The organism is Erythrobacter sp. W36, from assembly GCF_057364935.1.
Genome location: NZ_CP200281.1, coordinates 1,399,916 through 1,420,677, shown reverse-complemented (window position 1 = coordinate 1,420,677; position 20,762 = coordinate 1,399,916). Strand labels below are relative to the sequence as shown.

The window sequence follows — 20,762 nt, the reverse complement described above, 5'->3', positions numbered from 1 at the left end:
GGTAAGGGGCTTAGCCATGCATCTTCCGCTTAAGGGTTACCGTGTCATCAGCGCCGAGCAATATGGCGCTGGTCCTTATGGCACTATGTTTCTCGCCCAAATGGGGGCGGAGGTCATCAAAATCGAGCCGCCGATTAAGACCGGCCCGGATGGAAAGCGGCGCGGCGGCGGCGATACGGCGCGCGCGGTTGGCCCGCATTTTCTGCGCGATCATGAGAGCGTCTATTTCAACGCATTCAACCTCAACAAGCGCTCGCTCACATTGGATTTGAGCAGCGAAGAAGGTCAGGCAATTCTGCGCAAACTCGCATCAACCAGTCATGTTGTTGCCAATAATATGCGCGGCGATCTGCCGGATCGTTTGGGTCTAACTTACGATGCGCTCAAAGACGTAAACCCAGCGCTCGTTTGCGCGCATCTATCGGCTTATGGGCGCGACAATGAGCGCGCGAAATGGCCGGGCTATGACTATCTGATGCAGGCCGAGGCAGGCTATTGCCAGATGACTGGTGAGCCGGGCCAAGTGCCCCAGCGTATGGGCCTGTCTATGGTGGACTTTATGACTGGCACGATCTTCTGCATTGGCCTGCTCGGCGCGCTGGTTGATGCAGAGCGTTCGGGCAAGGGCCGCGATGTCGACACTGATCTGCTGTCCGCCGCCGTGCACCAAACGAGCTATCCTGCGCTGTGGTATATGAACAATCGCGATGAGACGCAGCGCACACCGCGCAGCGCCCATCCATCCGCCACGCCCAGCCAAATGTTCAAGGCCGCCGATGGCTGGATGTTTGTGATGTGTCAGCTGCCCAAGTTCTGGGACGTGCTGACCACACGCATGGGCCGCGCTGATCTTAGCGACGATCCGAGATTTGCAACGAATGCGGACCGGCTCGCCAATCGCGAAGCGCTGACCGAAATTCTCGACGCGGAATTCTCAGCCAAGCCGATGGCGCATTGGCAGGATTTGCTTGCTGGCTATGTGCCGGTTGCGCCGGTCTATGAACTGGGCGATGCGCTGGACAATCCATGGCTGGAGACGATCGGCCTTCGCGACAGCGTTGAGCATCCCGACAATCCGGATCTCAAGGTGCTTGCGAGCCCGCTAAAGTTCGATGGAAAGCGCCCGCCTAATCGCGCCGCACCATTGCTCAGCGCGGATAGCGACGCGATCCTTGCCGATCTTGGCTATGGCGAGGGTGATATCGCTGAGCTGCGCAAAAGCGGCATCGTCTGATTTAGCGGAGGCGGGCGAGGGACATGGGCAAGCTTTCCGGTATCAAGGTCATTGACCTCTCATTGTTTCTGCCAGGGCCGATGCTCACGGTGATGATGGCCGACCAGGGCGCGGAAGTGATCAAGGTTGAGCCCAAGGCCGGTGATCCCGCGCGCGACCAAGCCCCATTCGACACCTACGGCGACGGCGAGCATTCCGTTTGGTTTGCCAATCTCAATCGCGGCAAGAAAAGCATCGTGCTCGACCTCAAGAGTGATGACGGCAAAGCCGCGCTGCGCGATCTGATCGCTGGCGCAGATGTGTTTGTCGAAGGTTTCCGGCCCGGCGTGATGAAGCGCCTTGGTTTCGACTATGATGCGGTAAAGGCGATCAAGCCCGACATCGTTTATTGCTCAGTCTCCGCCTTTGGCCAGGAGGGCGCGCTCGCTCACCATCCCGCGCATGATATGGCGGTGCAGGCGCTGGCTGGGTTTATGTCGGTCAATGATGGGCCTGATGGAATGCCGGTAGTGCCGGGCGCACCGAGCGCTGATCTGGCGGCTGGACTGACAGCGCTTTCGGCTGTGCTGATGGCCTTGATTGGGCGCACAAACAGCGGCGAGGGCGCGTATATCGATTGCGCCATGTTCGACAGCCTTTTGCCGTGGTGCGTGCACACCGCTGGCAGCGCTATTGCGGGCGGCGAGAGCCCGGTCTCATCCGCGCAAAGGTCGCTCGGCGGTGCGGGTTTTTACCAAGTCTATCAGACGAAAGACGCGCGGCATGTTGTGCTGGGCGGTCGCGAACTCAAGTTTGCTAAGAACCTGCTCACCGCATTGGGCCGCGAAGACTTGCTGCAGCTGGCCGAGGCACCCGCTGGCGAACAAGGCGAGTTGATCGCTTTCCTGCGCTCCACTTTCGAAACCAAATCGCGCGATGAATGGGTGGATTGGTTCGCCGACAAAGATGTCGCCTTTTCGCCCGTGCTCAATTTCCGCGAGGCTTTGGATGAGCCGCATATTGCCGAGCGCGGCCTATGGATCGAAGCATCGGATGGCGGACGGCACATTGCGCCTGCGATCCGCTTTGCCGGGGAAGATTGGCAGCCGGGCGGCGTGCCCAAATTGGGCGAGCACTCTCAATGAAGGAGAGCCTAAGCCTCGACGTCGATATGCATCGCGTAGGCGAAGCGGTCTCCGGGGTGGTGGCTGACCGAAATTTCGAAGATTGTGCCATCGGGATTGAAGTAGCAGCGCAGAATGCGCAGCACCGGACCGCCTTCGTCGACTTCCAGAACTTTGGCGGTGTCAGCGTCTGCCGCGACCGCCTGAATATCTTGGGTGATTTTGCCAATCCGGACGCCGGCCAATTGCTCAACCTGGCTGAACAAGCTGCCCTTTGCGAGGTCGAGTTCGCCGATCGCATCGCCCAGCATTTCGTGAAAATAAACGTCGGTCACCGCGATGGGCAATGCGTCACCCGGATGGCGTCGGACGCCGCGATGGCAGGTCCAGGCGCCCTTGGTGCTTTCGGCAATCTGCTCGGCAACTTCAAACGGCAAGGGGCCGCTTTCTCCAGCTGTATAAATGATCTCGCTGTCGCGCGCATATTGCAGCAATTCGCCCACGTTAGAGAGCGGTTGGTGCAAAGCGCCGCCGCGCGCCGCGGCGGGTTGAACAGTAGTGCCAGAGCCGCGCTTTCGTTGGATCAGACCCTCCGCCTCAAGCCGGCGCAGAGCCTCGCGCACGGTAAAGCGGCTGACGTCAAAACGCTCAGGCAAAGCGCGGTTTCCGTTGGGAATTGCTTGCCATCCGCAAACTCACCAGCGACAATCGCCTCGCGCAATTCACCCGCCAATTGCAGGTAGCGCGGCGTGCGTTCGCTCTTCTTATTGCCGGCTTTGCTGGCCAATCCTTACTCCATCGATTTGGTAATCCGCAGCAGGTGCGCTCATGAGCGAACCACTGCTTGGCATTCTGGGGCAGAGCTTAGCGCGGCCCGTCGGGAAAAGCGAGCGTCAGCGTGCGCGTCTCCACCTTCTCGACTGGCTCGCCTGCGTCGCTGGCGCGCGCGAAGCAGTGGCGGGCCAAGTGGGTGCCAAGATATCAGCAAGTGGTTGGGAGCAGGCGACTTATCTCGGCAATGTGCTGGAGATGGATGACGTCCACCGCGCGGCTTTGCTGCACCCCGGGCCAGTGATCTGGCCAGCGGCGCTGAGCATGGGTGGCGGCGATATGGACGCTGTGCTTGATGCGGCGGTGCGCGGCTATGAAGCGATGGTCGCGATTGGCGCGGCCTTTGATGCAAAGCACTACGCGCATTGGCATCCGACCGCGACGATGGGCGTGTTCGGCGCTGCTGCTGCTGCAGGTTCGCTGCTCGGATTTTCGGCCGTTCAATATGCGCATGCATTGGGCAATGCCGGGTCGGTTTCTGGCGGGCTGTGGCACATGCGCCATGATGATGTGATGACCAAGCAATGGCACATCTTTCACGCGGTGCGCACTGGGCGCGATGCAGCATTGCAAGTGCAGCATGGCGCGACTGGCCCGCATGGAATTCTGGAAGGCCCGCAAGGCTTGTTCGCGGCCATGACCGATGCTCCGGGAGAGCTCGCATCGAATGGCAAAGGCTGGCTGATCGACGAGGTCAGTTTCAAGCCCTTTGCCGCCTGCCGCCACGCGCACCCCGCGATCGATGCAGCGATGGAATTGCGCGCTGCTGGTAAATTACAGGCACCCTTCTTTGTAGAGACCTTTAGCGATGCTTTGACGTTCTGCGACCGGCCTGATCCGAAGACTGAGGTTGAGGCGAAGTTCTCACTTCAGCACGCAGTTGCTGTGGTGGTTGCTGGGCGCGATGCAAAGCCGGAAGACTTTACCGAAGCGGCCATTGCGGAGCTATCCGAACTACGCGCGCAGGTGTCTGTGGTGGAAGACCTCGCAATCACGGCCCGCTATCCAGCGCATTTCGGCGCGCGGGTGAATGGGCTGGAATTGGTGGATACGTTGGGCGATCCCGAACGCCCTGTTTCCGAGGGTCAGATTATTGCCAAGATGCACACGCTGGCCGGGTGGGGCGGGCTTTCTAAAACGTATGCCGACAAGGCTGTTGATCTCGCGCTCCACGGCGATGATGGCGACGCGGTCAATACAATGCTGGAGGAGTGGCTGGCATGAGCGCGAAGGATGCCATCCTCGAATTCGCCGCGGCGCAGCACAGGCTGCCCGATGACGTTCGCGCAGACACTTTGCGCTTGCTTGCCGACACGTTGGCTGGCGGTGCAGCGGGCGCGCAATCGGCGGAGGCCCGCAAGCTGAGAGGCTCGCTGGGTGCGTTTGGGACTGATCTGGAAGCACGGCTCCTCAACGGTGCTCTGGTTCCGACGGGCTCGGCTGCGTTTTTTAACGGCTTTGCGATTCACTGCCTCGAATGGGATGCGGTTCACGAAGGCGCGGTTGTGCATGCCCTTTCGGTCGTCACCGCCGCAGTGATGGCGCAGTCCGACGACAATGGCGGCATGGATCCGGAAATCGTCCTAATGGCTCTTGCAGTTGGAGTGGACATTGCGAGCGGGCTGGGCCTTTCCGCAACCGGCCCGATGGCCTTTTTCCGGCCCGCCACGGCCGGAGTGATCGGCGCAGCTTTGGCAGCGGCGCGTTTGACCGACATCCCGGCAGAGAAATACGCCGATGTGATGGGCCTTGCCTATTCATTCGCGAGCGGAACGATGCAGGCGCATGTCGAAGCTTCGATCGCGCTTCCGCTTCAGATCGCCAACGCCGCGCGCGCCGCGATCACTGCGGTGCACTTGGTCGAAGCGGGGATGGATGGTCCGCATGATGTTTTGGATGGGCCTTTCGGCTATTCCAAACTGATCGAGCCGCTCGATCTGTCTCGTTACACCGCCGATCTCGGCAAGGTTTGGCGTATTTCTGAAGTGGCGATCAAGCCATTCCCCTCTGGGCGCGCGAGCCACGGCGCGCTTGGCGCGCTCGACCAATTGTACCGCGAAGGCATGCGGCTTTCCGATGTTGCGAAGATCGAACTTTTTGCGCCGCCTCTGATCAAGCGATTGGTTGGCCGACCCTACAATCCAGACATGAGCGCAGCCTATGCGAGGCTGTGCTTGCCAATCCTTGCTCCGCTGATGTTGCGCGATGGGATCATCGATCCTGCGCTGTTCGACAGCGATGCTTTGCATGCGCCAGAATTGGTCACGCTTGCTCCGAATGTTTCGGTTGAGCTCGATGGAAATCCCGATGGTAATGCCATGGCCCCGCAGCGGCTTGTCCTCACGACAAGCACTGGCGAAACCGTGGAACGAACCATCTCCGACAACCTCGGCAGCATCGCCAACCCGATGAGCGGCGAACAGGCCAAGGCGAAATACGACCTGTGTCGCAAGCTCGCCGGTGCCGATGTCGACCCACGTATCTTCGACGACCCTCTTTCCTACTTTGCGGATTCCCTATGACCTACCCGACCTACTTTGAAGCGCTCGATCATAAGCAGATGCTGGCTGACTACCCCGTCGGTGAGGAGTTCGTTGCGCGCTATAAAAGCATGAGCCGTGATGAGCTGTTCGCACTGCAGGATGCGCAGTTTAAGAAGCTGATGGTGAAAGGCTGGCAAGTGCCATTTTACCAGAGGCTGTGGGGCGCACAGGGAATTGAGCCGGGCGACATCAAGGGGCTGGCGGATATCACCAAGCTGCCGGTCTACGACAAGACGGATCTGATGGCCTCGATTGCTGAGCACCCGCCATATGGCGATTTTCACGGGATGGGTGATCAGGCAACGCGCCCGCCCGTTGTGTTCCACACGACCAGCGGCACGACTGGCAAGCCGCAAGTTTTGATGTTCGGTCCAAAGGGCCGCGAAGTGGGCAATTTGATGGTGGGCCGGATGTATCGCTGGATGGGCTTGCACAGTGATGATGTGGTGCATTCGGTTTACGGCCACGGCATGATCAATGGCGGGCATTACATCCGCGAAAGTGTGACCAAGTTCACCAATTCGGTGTTCCTCTCAGCTGGCACTGGGATCGAAACGCGCAGCGTCAATCAGGTGCAACTGATGGCCGATTTCGGCGTCACCTGCGTGGTCGGATTTGTCGACTATATTCGCAAGCTCGCGGGCACAGCTGAAGAGCTCGGCCTGTTCGACAAGATCGACATCAAGATGATCATCGGCCACCTCGGCACCGAAGATCGCCAAGCCACAGAAGACGCATGGCACGGTGCGAAGGCGTATGATTGGTACGGTGTTGGTGACACCGGAACGATTGCGGGCGAGGGCCCTGATCGTGACGGCATGTATGTCTGGGAAGACGCGCAATATCTTGAACTGCTGGGCGTGGATGATAGCGCGCCGGTAAGCCACGGTGAGACTGGCGATATGGTTGTCACCTGCCTGTATAAGGATGATGTCGCGCCCTGCATCCGCTTCAACACGCACGACATCACGCATGAGCTCGATGGTCGCGGCGAGATTGCCTTTAAACGGATCGCAGGTTTCCGCGGGCGCAGCGACAATATGGTGAAACTGCGCGGGATCAACGTTTTCCCGCACGCGATTGGCGCGATCATTGAGAACCGTCCGGACCTGACCGGCGAATATGTTTGCCACCTGACCCGCGATGCGAGCCAGCGCGATTCCATGCGGGTGACCTTGGAAAGCAAGGGCGGCACGGATCAAGCGGCGCTAGCCGAGACGCTGAAGCAGGGCCTCGGCGTAGAAGTCGAAATTGCGCTGTGCCAGCCGGGTGGAACCGCCGCTGTGACTGAGATCGACAAGCGGCAAAAGCCGCTGCGTTTGATCGATGAGCGAGGCGTGTGACCGCGCGATGATCGATCCCTACAACGCCTTTCTTTTCCGCGATGAAAGCGCCTCTGGAGGCGACGGTCCGCTGGCTGGAATAACTGTCGGCGTAAAGGCCAATATCGCGGTCAAAGGTATGCCGTTTCATGCCGGAATTGGCGCGTGGGAAGGTCGGCGCGCAGACCCCGACGCAGAAGTGGTTTCTCGTTTACGAGCAGCCGGAGCGTCCATCACCGGCATTCTCAATATGGAAGAGGGCGCGCTCGGCGCAAAGACGGACAATCCGCATTTCGGCGCGACTCAAAACCCACACCGCGATGGCTTTTCGCCGGGTGGTTCGTCTGGCGGCAGCGGAGCCGCCGTAGCCGCAGGGCTCTGCGATGTTGCGCTTGGCACCGACACTATGGGCTCTGTACGTATCCCGTCGTCGCATTGCGGTGTGTTTGGCTTCAAGCCGGCGACGGACCGGGTCAGCCAGGACGGCTTAATCGCCGCCGATGCGACGCTTGATGCGATTGGTCCCTTGGCGCGCGATCTTGACCTGCTGGAGCGGGTTTCGCAGGTCATCACCGATTTTGGGGACGGCGCAATTGCGGGCTCGGGCGCGGTCCTGATCGAACATGATGTCGATGTGCATCCTGATGTGCTGACTGCATTTGAAGCGGCTGTCACAGCGCTGGACAGCGCGCCAACGGACGTCGCTCTCCCGCATAAACAAAGCCGCATTCGCTTCGCTGGCTTTATCGGTGTTTCCAAGAAAATGGCAGAGGATTTGGCGGGTGTTTCTGTGTCCGACAACCTCGCCAAATTGCTGACCTATGGCCCGCGTCGGTCGGCGGAAGACTGGAACGAAGATCAGATCATTCTCGCCGAAACACGCGAGGCTGTTCGCATGATCATTTCCGAATACGGCTTTCTGATCCTGCCCACAGTTCCCAACCCGCCATTTGCTCATAGCGATGCCGAACCCGCCGCTCAGGCGGATTTCACCTGCCTTGCCAATATCGCTGGTCTGCCCGCAATCAGCATCCCTGCGGGCTGGACCGAAGACGGCCTGCCAATCGGCGTTCAGATTGTCGGACCTGCTGGCGCGGAAGCGGGCCTGTTTGCACTCGCGCGCCAACTGGATCACAAAATGGGCGCTTACCGCGCACCAAACTCCTAGGAGAAAACCCATGCGTATTATTGTTCCGTTCAACCTGAAACCCGGCACCGACGTTGCCGAATACGAGGAATGGGCAAAGACCAAGGATGTGCCCACGGCGAGCGCATTGGGCTCTGTGAAAAGCTTCACCGTTCACAAGGCAACCGGCCTCTTCGGCGATCCAGAAGCGACCTCGCCATACCAATATTTCGAGGTCCTCGACATCACGGATATGGACGCATTCATCGCCGATATTTCGGACGAGAAATTTCAGGAAGCAGCCGCGCCATTCCAAGTTTACGCCGATGCGCCGCAATTCATCCTGACCGAGGATCTGTGATCCATGGGTAAGTATTCTGGCAAAACGATCGTGGTCACTGGCTCCGGCAAGCAAAAGGGGCTTGGCCAAGGCATCCTTCAGGCTTTCGCCGATGAAGGCGCGAACTGCGTCGTCTCTGACCTGACAATTGATGACGAAGCCGAAGCGGTTGCGGAGGAGCTTCGTGCGCGTTCATCTGTTTCGGGCGCAAAGGTAGCGACCATCGCATGTGACGTTTCCAAAGCCGACCAATGCCAGGCGCTCGTTGCCAAAACGATCGAGTATTTTGGCAATGTCGATGTGTTTGTGAACAATGCTGGGATCGGATTCCTGATGAAACCGCTGCTCGAAGTCGATACCGCGAAAGAATGGGACCAAGTCCTCTCGGTCAATCTCTCCGGCGCGTTTTACTGCACGCAGGCCGCAGCGCGCGCGATGGTGGAGACGGGCAAAGGTGGCCGCATCATCAACATCGCATCGCAGGCCGCGAAAACCGGTTTCCCGCATTTGCCAGCTTACGTCTCGTCGAAGCATGGCATGGTCGGCCTCACCCGCGCCAGCGCAGTTGAGCTCGGAGGCCACGGCATCACGGTCAATGCAGTGTGTCCGAACCATGTCACCACCGGCCTCGGCGCGCAGCAAAACGAGTATTTCTCCAAGCTGCTCGGCTTCGACAATGTTGAGGCCTATCTGGAGAACATGAGCGCGAAGAACCCAATGGGTAGACCCGGCCTGCCATCCGACACCGCCGCTGCTTGCCTATGGCTCGCGAGCGACGACGCCTTTTACGTGACCGGCGAGGCGCTCAATGTAACCGGCGGCGAGGAGATGCACTGATGCCACTCATCGAAGAACGCATGGATATGCCGGGCGGCGCGAAGATGGCGCTGAGCGTTGTCGTCAATGTCGAAGAGGGCAGCGAGATGACCATTGCCCGCGGCGATCGCGGGATGGAGCCAGTCGATGAATTGGGCGTTTTCGTAAAGTCGAAGATGCGAAATTACTCCAATGAGTCCAATTACCTTTATGGTATCAAGGCGGGCGCGCCGCGCGTCGTGAAACTGCTCAAACGCTATGACATCATGGCGAGCTGGACGGTGGCTGCGCTAAGTCTGGAAAACCACCCGGAGATCGCCCAAGCCATTGTCGAATTGGGGCACGAACCGGTCAGTCATGGCTGGCGCTGGGTGCACCAGTTTAAGATGGATGAGGATCAGGAACGCGAGTTCATTCGCAAGGCTGTGACCAGCATAGAGAAGACGTGCGGCGTGCGCCCCTATGGCTGGCTCTCGCGCTATCTACTGACCGACAACACCCGCCGTCTGCTGCAGGAAGAGGGCTTCAGCTATCACATGGATGATTACTCTGGCGACGTGCCCTTCTGGGATCGCGAGACCATGCCGGGTAAGCCGATGTGCATTCTGCCCTATCAGCTCGACAGCAATGATATGAAGATGTGGACGGACCCGGCGCTGACGCCGCATCAGTGGCTGGACTATGCCAAGGCGAACTTTGATCAGGTCTACCGCGAAGGCGAGGAAGGCAATCCGAAGATGATGAGCTTAGGGCTGCATTTGCGGATTATCGGCTTAGCCGGGCCGGATTTGGGCGCTGGAGGAATTCTTCAAGCATGTCCGCGCGCATGACGGCGTCTGGGTGACCACGCGCAAGGCGATTGCCGATCACTTTATTGCGGAGAACCCGGCTTGAGCCTGCGCCTCGAATTGGACCGAAATGTTGCGCATCTGCTGATTGATCGCGCTGACAAGCGCAACGCGTTTAACATGGCGATGTGGCAGGCGATGCCCGGTCTGCTCGATCAGGCAGAAAACAATCCGGATGCGCGCGTTCTGGTGCTGCGATCCGCGGATGGCGGCGCGTTTTGCGCGGGCGCGGATATCAAGGAATTGCTCGCCAACAAAGATGATGCCGCATGGCGCGCGGCTAATCAGGCAGCGATCAACACCGTTCAGCACAAGCTGGCGCGGCTCAATATGCCAACCCTCGCTTGGGTGGAGGGCGACTGCATTGGCGGGGGCTGCGGGCTTGCGCTGGCGTGCGACATGCGGCTTGCGAATGGCTCTGCGCGTTTCGGAATTACCCCGGCCAAACTTGGGCTGGTCTATCCGCTGCATGATGTGAAGCTGCTGATCGATTTGGTTGGGGCAGGGCAGGCGCGCCGGATGCTGTACACTGGCGAATTGATTGATGCCGAAGAGGCGCTTAGGATCGGTCTGATCGAGCAGGTCGTCGACAATCCGGAGGGGCAAATCGACGCGCTGCTATCGGCAAGCCCGCATTCGATCCGCGAAAGCAAACGGATGATCCGCTTTGTGTTGGATGGTCAATCGGATGAAAGCGAAGAAACCGCCGAGATGTTTGCGCGTGCTTTCACGCTACCAGATTTTGCGGAAGGGACGCAGGCCTTCGTTGAGAAGCGCGGGGCCAAGTTCGGGAAATGAGTATTGCGCATGGCACCATTATGGGCGGGCTTTCGACCGTACCAAACCTAGAGCGCGCATCGAACGGCTACCGCGATTGCCTTGGATTGGAAGTGGTCGAACAAGGCGAATTGCCGGCCGATCTCGCTGCAAGTTGGGGGTGCGCTGGCAATGCTGGTGCGCCCTATGCTGTGCTTCGTCCAACCAGCGGGGAGCCGTGCTGGTTTCGCCTTGTCGAGCAAGAAACGCACTCGGATTTTAAGCCAACGCGCAGCTATGGCTGGGCGGCGTTTGAATGCACAGTCGAAGACGTGTGGCATTGGCCGAAAGTCGTCGAGGACGCTGGCTTCATGATCGTCGGGCCGCCCAAAAAGCTGGAGAATATTGAGCCTGCCTTCATCCCGATGCAGGTGCTCGGCACCGGGCAGGAAATGGTCTATCTCAACCAGGTCTTGAACGACATGCCGGGCACCGATCTGCCGCGCGCGGCCTCGCCAGTGGACCGCATTTTCATTGTCGTTCTAGCCACGCCGGACCGGGAGGCGAGCCTTGACTGGTACAGTCAGCGCCTCGGCCTGGCACGTGGTGCGGATTACACTTTGCCCTATTCGATGATCAACAATGCGTTCGGCCTGCCCGCAGATACGCTGACGACGATTACCATGGTCCAGCAAGACCGGATGCCGATTGTCGAGGTCGATGATTATCCATCCGAAACCATCGAGCGTCCGCGTACTCTAGGCCAATTGCCTCCGGGAAATGCGCTGGTCAGCCTGGCTGTGCGCGATCTGGACAGCTGCGATGTGGAGTGGATAACCCCGCCTATCCAGCGCGAAGGCGCGCTTTACGAAGGTCGCCGCTGCGCGACAACGATCGGGGCAGGCGGGGAGCTAGTGGAGCTGATCGAGGTCGGTGATTGAGAGGGCGCGCTCCGCACCCTAGCGTACCATCTCAACTTGCATAATCGAGCGGCAGCGCCGTGGTCGATTTTATCACTTCCATCGAGAAGCTTGCGCTGACGTCTGACAGCGTCACGCCGTCAATCAGCCGCTTGTAGATTTCGTCATAGCCAGAGATGTCTGGCGCGACGACTTTGAGCAGGTAATCGACGTCGCCCGCCATCCTGTGCACTTCGATAATTTCCGGAATGGTCGATACCACAGTGGCGAAATCCTTCAGCCATTTGTCAGAATGATCGCTGGTTCGGATCAGCACAAATCCGGTTAGGTCCAGGCCGATTTTGCGTGGGTCGAGTAGAGCCACCCGGTCACGGATCACCCCGGTCTCTTCAAGCCGCTTCATCCGCTTCCAAACGGGCGTGGAGGAGATGCCAATGCGAGACGAAATCTCGGCGACAGTTAGAGAGGCTTTTTCCTGGATCAGGGTGAGCAGGCGTTTGTCGATTCTATCCATGGTTCTCTAATATCAAGAATCAGAGAAGAATCACCTATCAAAATACATCTCAATAGAACTAATAACCCTATGTCCGATCTTCTCGATCTAAACCTGCAAGAATTTGTCCGGACATATCTTTGCAAACAGGCGCAGGCAGGCTATGCCACCGGAATGCGAAAATCCCTCATATTGCTTGTCGTTGGGCTCGTCCCTTTCTCCGCATCCGCCCTTGCCGCCGATTCTCTTTCGCCGGGTATCTGGACCAACACGGAAGATGTCTATTTCGCCGAAGAGGAAGGCCGCGAAAAGGGCGAATGGGCCGGTATTGAAGTCGGCGAAGAAGGCCAATGGAGGTGGATCGATCCGTATGGCGCATCCAAGTCTGAATGGTCTTCTGACCCAATCCCCAATCTGAGCGCCCGCGAAGCAGGTGGCTGGCAAATTGGAGATACAGAAGTGCGCCGCGCGCGGCCTTTGTCCTGCTGGGTCGCGGTCCGCAAGCATGAGCCTAAACCTGATGGCAGCGAGGATTGGACGTTTGAGCGCGGCCTTTCGATATTCGATCAAGGTGGCCGTATCTTGGTCGAAGGCGGAGAAATCGCGCCGGATGTGACGATCCGTGTCCGCAATGTCACTTGGGCAAAAGACAGCAATCAAAAGCCGGTTCGGGTCATCTATGTTCACACCGATGATATGGTGCGCGCCGATAGCTACAGTTGGTCATCACCCACCTCAGAAATCGTCGGCATCAACCTTCGCTGGGTGCAGGCGAGCTGCAGCGAAACGCCAACGCAAATCGAGGGAATTTGATCACAATGGAAACGCTGCGCGCAGTCATTGGCCAAACTGGCGGGCCGGAGGTTATCGAATGGGTGACCGAGGAGCTTCCTCACCCAGCTGCTGGTGAAGTCACGATTGAACACGGGGCGATTGGTCTCAACTACATCGATACCTATCATCGCCGGGGCATCTATCCGGTCGATTTGCCAAGCGGCCTGGGCCTCGAAGCTGCTGGACGCATCTGCGCGATCGACGACGGGGTTGAGGGCTTTGCTGTGGGTGATCGTGTCGCAACCTTCGGTCCCTTGCTCGGCGCCTATGCGACGCGTCGCAACATTGGCGCAGAGCACCTATTCCGACTGCCCGATTCCATCGATGATAAAACTGCGGCGGCGGCCATTCTTAAGGGCTGCACGACGGAGTTTCTCGTCGAACGATGCGCCAAGGTTGAGGCAGGCTGGCCAGTTCTGGTCCATGCTGCGGCAGGAGCGACGGGGCTATTGTTGGTCCAATGGCTCCACCATATCGGCGCAGAAGTGATCGGTACGGTTTCAACCGAAGAAAAGGCCGAAGCCGCCCGCGCAGCCGGAGCGGATCATATCATCTTCTACAAGGAAGAAGACACCGCCGCGCGCACCAGAGAGATCACTGGCGGCAAGGGCGTGCGTGTGACGTTCGATGGGATCGGCCGGTCAACTTGGGAAACATCGCTCGATGCCACGGGCCTGCGCGGTCTGATCATCAATTACGGCAATGCCGACGCGCCGGTTGGCGAGGTTGATGTTGGCGTGCTTGCGCTGAAAGGCTCGCTGTTCAACACGCGGCCCATGCTGTTTCACTATTACGAGGATCCTGCCGAACGTGCAGCGGGCGCGGCGCGCGTTTGGGAGATGATTGAGAGCGGCGCTTTGTCGGTAAAGATTGGCCAGACCTATGCGTTGACCGATGCGGCGCAGGCGCACCGCGATCTGCAATCGGGTAAGACGACCGGATCAACGGTCCTGCTGCCGTAACTGGAGTTTGCGCAGGGGCGCTGCCGCGGCGCGCTATTCCGCAGCGACGGCTATGCTTTGGCGTTCGAGCAATTGGACCAGCAGCTCAGCGAACTCGTCGGGCTTTTCCTGCGTGAAGCCTAAGGTCCAATCTTCTCTCTCGACATAGTGCCCAGAAAACAGGTGGCTGCTCGAGCGGGTCGGCTTAAACAGATCGTCGCCCGGATTGATGAGGTCCACATCGTGGGGAAGCCCCTCCAATCGGGCGGGGAACTTCTCATTGTAGTCCAGCAGAGCGAGATTGCCCCAGCCATAGCTTTCGCCGGATCGCACCATCTCCGCATATTGCTGTGCCAATGTGGCAAGCGACGTTTCAGGCGCGGCGTTGCGGGTCAGCATTTCCCAGAATTTCACGAAGCGGCTGCCGGCCTTGTCGAGCGGAATATGCACGAAGGCGTTCCGGATCCGCTCCACCTGGCCGCTGTCGAGCAAGGCGGCTGATGCTACGACGAGATGCCCGACATCATCGGGGCGCTGTGCGGCCATTTCGACCGCGACTTTGGATCCGCCGTGAAGGCCGAACAGATCCAGTTTCTGACCGTTAGTGAGCAGACCCAATCCTTCGGCCGCCTGCCACATGGCAGAGGCGTAGTCCTCTGCAGTGATCGGTTCTGCAGGCGCATCGGATTCGCCATATCCAGGAAAATCTGCAGCCGCAGCCGTCCGGCTTGATCCGATCAGCTCCAAAGCCTCAGCAAAAATGCGGCTGGATTGCGGGAACATGTGCAGCAGCAATACCGGCGGTTGATCGGAGCCTTCGTTGCGCGCAATTCGAGCGTGGATCTGGCCGTAGGGCCCGTCGAGAAATTCTCGCTTCACTTCAGCCATGATCGCTCCCTCGAATGTGTTAGTCGTTTTACTCACACATGACTTATATATGTATAATTGAACTCAAATGATATACATATATAAAATATATGTCCAGCAAAAGCGAGCATTGGCGCGCCCTTTAAGACGAAGCGAGTTGCAAAACTGGTGGCTGAATTTTGTCTGCCTTAGACCAGGCGAGTTTCGGCAATCTCAAGCTTATGCTTAGCCGCAAGATCGAGCAGGGTAGCGCGATATTCTTGTTCGTTTTCAGTGATTCGCGCGCTTGGACCGGCCAAGCCGACGACTAACACCTCGCTCGAGCGACTGGGCTTAACAGGCAGGCAGATCGCGCCGATTCCTTCGACCAAAAGATCGCACCGCATCGCCGCTTTTTTTCTGAGAAGTCGTGAAGGATCGAGTTTAGCTCTTTTTCATCGATCACATTGTCCGGCGTCAGCGTTCTTTCGTGCTCGATCAGCCAATCCCGCTCTGCCGGATCCATGCCCGCAATCGCGGCCAATCCGGTGAGCGAGTGGAGGATGGGCATCATCGTACCAATTTGCGATGCGACGCCGATGGGGAACTTTGTCTCCAGCCCATGAACAACGCGGATTCTGGCCCCGACGCGGCGCAGGATGTTGACCGTCTCGCGGGTCTTTTCATTCAGTTCAGTCGCGTAGGAGACGATCCGTTTCTCGTGGTCGAGGAAGTCGGGGATCCAATCGACAATCGCAGCCAGGCTGCGCGAAGGGTAGTAACACCGGCTCGACATATCGAAGTCGATATAGCCCATCAGATAGATGCTCTTAAGCAGGGCATGGGTGCTGACCAAGGGATAGCCCAAGCGGTCCGAGATATCCTTTGCCGGCAGAGGTCGACGCACGGAGTCAAACATTTCGAATATCTCGAAAACCCGCCGAACGGATTTGATCACCTTGTCATCCATGACCTCTCTTTTCACTACCGCGTCCCTTTTTGCAATTGTGGTTTTGGATGATTTTGAGTGGGGGGCGGGCCCTAACCCTCGATGATTTCTATCAGGAAGCCGTCGGGGTCTTGCAGGATCATGGTCCGCGCTTTGCCCAGCAGCGGGCTTGTGCGTTCAGCAGCGGGTTTGACCATCGTCGTTCCAGCATCATTGGCGCGCTTGGCGATCTCATCAAATTTCACTGTCACGAAAGACCACATCGCGATGCCGCGATTGGGTGGGCCATAAGATGGGGCAGGGCTTTCAATAGTCGCGTCGCCGTGGTCCATAAGCACGACGTAGCCGCTCGCGGCGCCAGCGGCGAAGCCTTGGATAAATCGTTCTTCCGTGCCCTCTGGCATCAGCAATGCGGAGCGTTCACCGACCGTGAATGACACGTCTCGGCGAATTTCATAGCCGAGCACGTCATTGAAGAAGGCGACCGTGGCGTCTGCTTTTGCGATGCAGCGCGCGGAATAAGACGCGCCGCCAATTCCGGTGGCGGGATCAATCGGGCCGGTTGGAACAAAGATATCGGGTCGAGTGACGCCCATTACGAAGACGTTCTCTGGCGCTTTGTAGACGATCTCTGCTGAGATATAGGTCTCGCCGGTTGGGCTCGTGAACTCCATTTCCTTCACGCCGATCGTGGACTCCACGCCGATTGCGTTCATGCGTTCTTCGTGTGCCCGAAGATCATTGATTGGGAAGCTGATCGTTGCGCCGCCGGTGTTGAGGCCGGAATAGTCTGGCCGCACCAGTGGAGTATCCTGATCGATGTGGATCACCCGGACCTGGATGTTCGCGCCTTCGCCAGCCTTGGTGAAGCCGCAGACGGAGATCGCTTGCAATGCATCGAAGCCGAGATAGCTTGCTGTGTCTGCATCTGCGTCTTCCCACCCGCTCGATACGAGCCCGTACCCTTCGGTGAAAATTCGCTCCATCGTCTCGCGATCGCGGGTTACCAATGTGACAGTGTGCAATGGGCCAGCCAGCGCGTCATCCGGGCTGCTTTTCGGGACGAAAATATCTTCCATGATTGAGTTCCTGCAGCTGAGATTAGGCGGGGGCTTCGACGAGCAAGACTTCGGCTTCGGCGATGCCTTCGCGCAGCTTTTTCACCTCTGCATATTCAGGCGAATCCCAGAACTTCTTGGCCGATGCCTTGTCCGGCCACTTTGAAATCGCGACAGAGGCATAGCCCTCAAGAGTGCCTTCCAGCAGCTCTGCGCCTGGCGCGACAATCAGATATTCGCCGCCAAATTGCGCGACGAGTGGGGCGACGGCTTGTCCATAGCCCGCGCGGAACTTGTCACGGTCGTGGATCTTGCATGCAATCATCATAAAGGCGGCCATTGGTGGTCCTTTCTAAAACTTAAGCGGTCTGTTCTGCGACCCCTTCGGGGTTTTCCGAGGCCATGATTTTGGCAAGCTGCTTGCGGTAGGCGCGCAGCGTTGCGGGAATGAAAAGCGCGGGAATGATGGCGTAAATCGCGCTGGTGGTGGCAAAGGCGAGGCGCAGCTCGTCCTCGCCAAACACGTTCGTCGACAGCCAGCCAACAGTTGATGGGCCGAGCAACAGGCCGACCATGCTGATCGCGATGTAATAGAGCGCGACAATCTGTCCGCGCACTTGCGAGGGTGTGATGGCCAGCAAGGCGTTGACGCCCATCGCTGAAATGATGCCAATCCCTGAGGTGTTGAAGAACAGGAAGACAAACGCCAGCTCGCCGCTGGGCATGAACATCGGCAGTACTGCGGTTGGCACCATCAGCAAAAAGCCGATGATCAGCAACAAGATCGGCGCGTCCCTGCGCCCGGCCTGCGCCCATTTGTCGGACAACCAGCCAGCGGCGAATACCGCAGGCGGACCCGCTGCCAGAATAACCATCGCATTGACGAAGGCGTAGGTTTCGGTTTGCCAGCCCCACGTTCGCTCGAACACGGATGGCAAGAACCCTTGGGAGTAGGCGCAAATGGTCATTGCGCACGCAAGCGAAACAAAACCAGCGAATGGCCCAAGGTTGCGCCAGACATAGCCGAGGGCGTCGCGGAAGCCGTTGCCGAGTTCCTCTTCGCCTTCTGTGATTTTCAAAAGCTGCCGCTGCGGCTCTCGGATCACGAGGAACACAAGGGCGAGAATAATGCCCGGCGCGCCCACAGCGATGAACGTCAATTGCCACGGTGCGAGCGATCCCAAGAGCGGGACGACAATGTCGTCCGTGGTCTTTGCCCACAGCAAGACGGTGCCGCCGATCAGTGAGGCAACGGCTGCGCCTATAGACAAAGCGGCGGTGTAGATCGCAATCGGCTTGCCGCGTTTCTCCGGCGGGAAACTGTCCGAAATCATCGACATGGCCGAAGGGCTGAGCACGGCTTCGCCGGCGCCTACTGTCATTCTCGCGAGGAACAATTGCCAGAAATTACGCGCAAGGCCCGAGACTGCGGTTGCGAGCGACCAGATCAGAACAGCCGGCGGCGACAATCCAGGTGCGCCGCTTGCGGTCGACCAGCCAGCCGAGCGGCAAACCCGCGCCAACATAGATGATCGCAAATGCCGGGCCTAGGATGTAGCCGATGTCTTCGTCGGTCAGATTGAGGTCTGCCTTGATCGGTTCGATCAGCAGGCCAATGATTGAGCGGTCGACATAGCTCAGCACATATGCGGCGGTGAGCATGGCAACGAGGAACCATGCGCTGCTCGATGAGGGATAGAGCTGCGTTTGCGCGCCGCTTTTAGCAGTTTCAGAACTCATGAAGCATCATCCAAATAGGCGCGAATTTCTTGCGCGGTTGCCGGGGCGGCTGCGTCCAATACAGAGCGTGTGATATCGAGCCTCTCAATCAAGGTGACGCCAGGTATGGCCTTTGCGCAATTGCGGGTTTCATCGAGCAAAATGGATTGCGTCGCGAGAATTAGAGTTTCGCTGTCTATCTGCGGAAAACGCTCGGGCCAGGGATAGGCGAATGCCGCGATGGCCGCTTCATTGCGCCGCTCGCCGCAGCGCAGTTGCTCTGCGAACATAGCGAAGGCTTGGCTGCGCCCTTGCGCTTCCAAACGGCTTTTGAACGTCTGCTCCCATTGCGCATCAAGGCAGGCGAGATTGTCGGTAATGACAAATGCGTCCTTGTGGCTCTCGATGAGGTCTGCCGTTTGTTCTGGCGCGAAGGCTGGCACGTCAACCATGCACAAATGCGCGACCCGATCCGGTAGCATGCGCGCGATTTCTGCAGCGACGAAACAACCGGAATGAAAGCCGATGAGATCAACCGGTGCGCCATTTCCCAGATCGTCTGCGACCGCTAGCATCAGCCCTGCATAATGCTCCACCGACGGGGTTGCTGTGGTGTCGGATCCGCCATAGCCGGGATAGTCCGGGGCAATGACGCGCCGATCGCTGGCCAAGTGCGGGGCAAGGTTTTGGTAGGCCAGGCCGCTAAAAGGTGAGGGGTGCAGGCACAGCACATCCCGCTTGCCATCATTTCCGGCAGGCTCCCACATGCGCCAGTGGATCTGACCAATAGCGGTTTTTGTGTATCCCTTGGTGGTCGAAATCGCGGTCATTGCGCGGTGCCTTTCCGACATGCAGCAACGCTCTGCCAAGCAAGCGCAAGCTCGGGCGTGGAAGCGAGACTTAGGCCCTTCTTATGGTCAGCACTGATCATAAATACCGCGCGAAGGCCTTCATCTGTGGGTCCCGGATCAGCCTCACGATCCGGCTCAGTGCCTGAACTCGTTCGCGCGGGCTCTGAATCGCGCGGGCGGTCTTTGCGGCCTGTTCCAGCTTGCCATGACGCGCCTCTCCCCAAGCGATATCGCGTGAGGTCGCATCGCGCAGCGAGCCAGCTGACCCGAAAGTCTCGTCTGGCACTTCTGGTAGAAGGCCTCGCGCCGCCGCGAAATCACCAGTGAACGCCGTCGATCCCGCAATTTCGTAGAAAGAGTATTTGCGCATCACGTCAGAGGGCTCGGTGCGATTGGTGGCTATCGACTGCTTGAGGTAAGGGCTTACCATATCGCCCATGCCAACATCTGCCATCACGGTGGCGATGCGGCTGATGGCGCGCGCTGTTTGCTGGGGGGATTTGGCGCCCTGTGTGAGCGCGACCGCTTCGTCGAAAAGGCGCGCAGACTTCTCTGCGTCGCCCAGCAATGCCCAGCCTTTGGCCGTATCTCTCAGCGCTCCAGCGGCGAAGTATCCGTCCTCGTCAACCCGAGCCAATGCTTCTGCATCATTGAGTAGCCGCTTTGCGAGTTTGGTTTGGCCCTGCTTGATCGCGTGGAAAGCAGCGTCCGAGCGCGCGACGGCGCGGTAATAGGAAAGGCCGAAAGTGATCCTTGAAATGGTCTCTTCAGCCACTTCGAAATCGCCCTGCGCAGCAGCCTTCTCGGCAATTTCGCGGTATGCGCGGGCCTTCAACGAAGCGAGATCGCTCTCATTTTGGGGCAGGGCGGACACCAGCGAGAGCGCCTTTGCAAGATCACCCGATGCGGCCACCGAGGTCGCCAGCTTTGCAAGCGAGTCCTGACGTGTGGTCTTGCTTTCGATGGAGGCGGCGGTTTCTCGCGCTGCCGCATCAACCACTGCCGCTGCATCATGCGCACCGATAGCGGCCAAGCTCTGATTGATCGTAATGCTCGCTTTTAAGCGATCCGAAGGCTCCAGACCAAGGCTCGCCTGATGCCCGCTCATCAGCAGAGCCACGGCTTCATCGCGCCTTTGCACGGCTGCTAGCGCTTCTGCATATTCTGCGCTCGCCGAAATCCAATCGCTCAGCTTTGTGATTTCAGCGAGTGAGCTTGACGCATCAGCCAAA

Annotated in this window: 23 protein-coding genes; 13 read left to right on the top strand and 10 right to left on the bottom strand. The window is 58.7% G+C overall.

The window, feature by feature from the left end; genetic code table 11:
* Positions 1 to 16: 16 nt before the first annotated feature.
* On the top strand, positions 17 to 1,234 hold the full coding sequence (locus AC0V6U_RS06920; protein WP_472645438.1) for a CaiB/BaiF CoA transferase family protein: 1,218 nt from the start codon (positions 17 to 19) through the stop codon (positions 1,232 to 1,234).
* Between the two features lie 23 nt (positions 1,235 to 1,257).
* On the top strand, positions 1,258 to 2,358 hold the full coding sequence (locus AC0V6U_RS06915; protein ID WP_472645437.1) for a CaiB/BaiF CoA transferase family protein: 1,101 nt from the start codon (positions 1,258 to 1,260) through the stop codon (positions 2,356 to 2,358).
* Positions 2,359 to 2,366: 8 nt separating this feature from the next.
* On the opposite strand, the gene AC0V6U_RS06910 is transcribed toward AC0V6U_RS06915, so the two are convergent.
* Entirely contained in the window at positions 2,367 to 2,993 is a 627-nt protein-coding gene (locus tag AC0V6U_RS06910) for a GntR family transcriptional regulator (RefSeq protein WP_472645436.1), read from the bottom strand.
* A 172-nt stretch (positions 2,994 to 3,165) separates the two neighbouring features.
* Here AC0V6U_RS06910 and AC0V6U_RS06905 point away from each other — a divergent pair, with 172 nt between their 5' ends.
* The 9 genes from AC0V6U_RS06905 to AC0V6U_RS06865 are packed head-to-tail and all read left to right on the top strand — an operon-like array spanning position 3,166 to position 11,860.
* Positions 3,166 to 4,392, top strand: coding sequence for an MmgE/PrpD family protein (locus tag AC0V6U_RS06905; RefSeq protein WP_472645435.1), 1,227 nt, complete (start codon positions 3,166 to 3,168; stop codon positions 4,390 to 4,392).
* Positions 4,389 to 5,690 carry an MmgE/PrpD family protein gene (locus AC0V6U_RS06900; RefSeq protein ID WP_472645434.1) on the top strand — a complete coding sequence of 434 codons (1,302 nt, stop codon included), beginning with the start codon at positions 4,389 to 4,391 and terminating at the stop codon, positions 5,688 to 5,690. The genes AC0V6U_RS06905 and AC0V6U_RS06900 overlap by 4 nt, the downstream gene beginning before the upstream one ends.
* Positions 5,687 to 7,054, top strand: a complete 1,368-nt coding sequence (locus AC0V6U_RS06895; protein WP_472645433.1) for a phenylacetate--CoA ligase family protein — start codon at positions 5,687 to 5,689, stop codon at positions 7,052 to 7,054. The genes AC0V6U_RS06900 and AC0V6U_RS06895 overlap by 4 nt, the downstream gene beginning before the upstream one ends.
* Positions 7,038 to 8,201: an amidase gene (locus AC0V6U_RS06890; RefSeq protein ID WP_472645432.1), complete on the top strand. Its 1,164-nt coding sequence runs from the start codon at positions 7,038 to 7,040 to the stop codon at positions 8,199 to 8,201. The genes AC0V6U_RS06895 and AC0V6U_RS06890 overlap by 17 nt, the downstream gene beginning before the upstream one ends.
* A 10-nt stretch (positions 8,202 to 8,211) precedes the next feature.
* Positions 8,212 to 8,520, top strand: a complete 309-nt coding sequence (locus tag AC0V6U_RS06885; RefSeq protein ID WP_472645431.1) for an REDY-like protein HapK — start codon at positions 8,212 to 8,214, stop codon at positions 8,518 to 8,520.
* A gap of 3 nt (positions 8,521 to 8,523) precedes the next feature.
* Positions 8,524 to 9,336, top strand: a complete 813-nt coding sequence (locus AC0V6U_RS06880) for an SDR family NAD(P)-dependent oxidoreductase (RefSeq protein WP_472645430.1) — start codon at positions 8,524 to 8,526, stop codon at positions 9,334 to 9,336.
* Positions 9,336 to 10,145 carry a polysaccharide deacetylase family protein gene (locus AC0V6U_RS06875; RefSeq protein ID WP_472645429.1) on the top strand — a complete coding sequence of 270 codons (810 nt, stop codon included), beginning with the start codon at positions 9,336 to 9,338 and terminating at the stop codon, positions 10,143 to 10,145. The genes AC0V6U_RS06880 and AC0V6U_RS06875 overlap by 1 nt, the downstream gene beginning before the upstream one ends.
* 60 nt (positions 10,146 to 10,205) lie before the next feature.
* Positions 10,206 to 10,961 carry an enoyl-CoA hydratase/isomerase family protein gene (locus AC0V6U_RS06870; protein WP_472645428.1) on the top strand — a complete coding sequence of 252 codons (756 nt, stop codon included), beginning with the start codon at positions 10,206 to 10,208 and terminating at the stop codon, positions 10,959 to 10,961.
* Positions 10,958 to 11,860: a VOC family protein gene (locus AC0V6U_RS06865; protein ID WP_472645427.1), complete on the top strand. Its 903-nt coding sequence runs from the start codon at positions 10,958 to 10,960 to the stop codon at positions 11,858 to 11,860. The genes AC0V6U_RS06870 and AC0V6U_RS06865 overlap by 4 nt, the downstream gene beginning before the upstream one ends.
* Positions 11,861 to 11,891: 31 nt before the next feature.
* On the opposite strand, the gene AC0V6U_RS06860 is transcribed toward AC0V6U_RS06865, so the two are convergent.
* Positions 11,892 to 12,353 carry an Lrp/AsnC family transcriptional regulator gene (locus tag AC0V6U_RS06860; RefSeq protein ID WP_472645426.1) on the bottom strand — a complete coding sequence of 154 codons (462 nt, stop codon included), beginning with the start codon at positions 12,351 to 12,353 and terminating at the stop codon, positions 11,892 to 11,894.
* A 69-nt stretch (positions 12,354 to 12,422) separates the two neighbouring features.
* Here AC0V6U_RS06860 and AC0V6U_RS06855 point away from each other — a divergent pair, with 69 nt between their 5' ends.
* Positions 12,423 to 13,145: a hypothetical protein gene (locus tag AC0V6U_RS06855; protein ID WP_472645425.1), complete on the top strand. Its 723-nt coding sequence runs from the start codon at positions 12,423 to 12,425 to the stop codon at positions 13,143 to 13,145.
* Between the two features lie 5 nt (positions 13,146 to 13,150).
* A complete protein-coding gene (locus AC0V6U_RS06850; protein ID WP_472645424.1) occupies positions 13,151 to 14,128 on the top strand; it encodes a quinone oxidoreductase family protein in 978 nt (325 codons plus the stop codon).
* A gap of 33 nt (positions 14,129 to 14,161) precedes the next feature.
* Here AC0V6U_RS06850 and AC0V6U_RS06845 read toward each other — a convergent pair whose 3' ends face one another.
* The 8 genes from AC0V6U_RS06845 to AC0V6U_RS06810 form a co-directional block, all read right to left on the bottom strand.
* Entirely contained in the window at positions 14,162 to 14,995 is an 834-nt protein-coding gene (locus tag AC0V6U_RS06845; RefSeq protein ID WP_472645423.1) for an alpha/beta fold hydrolase, read from the bottom strand.
* Between the two features lie 286 nt (positions 14,996 to 15,281).
* On the bottom strand, positions 15,282 to 15,938 hold the full coding sequence (locus AC0V6U_RS06840) for an IclR family transcriptional regulator domain-containing protein (RefSeq protein WP_486169411.1): 657 nt from the start codon (positions 15,936 to 15,938) through the stop codon (positions 15,282 to 15,284).
* Between the two features lie 56 nt (positions 15,939 to 15,994).
* Positions 15,995 to 16,981 carry a VOC family protein gene (locus AC0V6U_RS06835; protein ID WP_472645421.1) on the bottom strand — a complete coding sequence of 329 codons (987 nt, stop codon included), beginning with the start codon at positions 16,979 to 16,981 and terminating at the stop codon, positions 15,995 to 15,997.
* A 22-nt stretch (positions 16,982 to 17,003) separates the two neighbouring features.
* Positions 17,004 to 17,300 (bottom strand): DUF1330 domain-containing protein, encoded by a 297-nt coding sequence (locus AC0V6U_RS06830; RefSeq protein WP_472645420.1) that lies wholly within the window; start codon positions 17,298 to 17,300, stop codon positions 17,004 to 17,006.
* Between the two features lie 19 nt (positions 17,301 to 17,319).
* Positions 17,320 to 18,486 (bottom strand): MFS transporter, encoded by a 1,167-nt coding sequence (locus AC0V6U_RS06825; protein WP_472645419.1) that lies wholly within the window; start codon positions 18,484 to 18,486, stop codon positions 17,320 to 17,322.
* Positions 18,368 to 18,700: an MFS transporter gene (locus AC0V6U_RS06820; RefSeq protein WP_472645418.1), complete on the bottom strand. Its 333-nt coding sequence runs from the start codon at positions 18,698 to 18,700 to the stop codon at positions 18,368 to 18,370. The genes AC0V6U_RS06825 and AC0V6U_RS06820 overlap by 119 nt, the downstream gene beginning before the upstream one ends.
* Entirely contained in the window at positions 18,697 to 19,509 is an 813-nt protein-coding gene (locus tag AC0V6U_RS06815) for an alpha/beta hydrolase (RefSeq protein ID WP_472645417.1), read from the bottom strand. Before AC0V6U_RS06815 ends, AC0V6U_RS06820 begins: the two co-directional genes overlap by 4 nt.
* Positions 19,510 to 19,606: 97 nt before the next feature.
* Entirely contained in the window at positions 19,607 to 20,761 is a 1,155-nt protein-coding gene (locus AC0V6U_RS06810; protein ID WP_472645416.1) for a hypothetical protein, read from the bottom strand.
* Position 20,762: the final 1 nt, after the last annotated feature.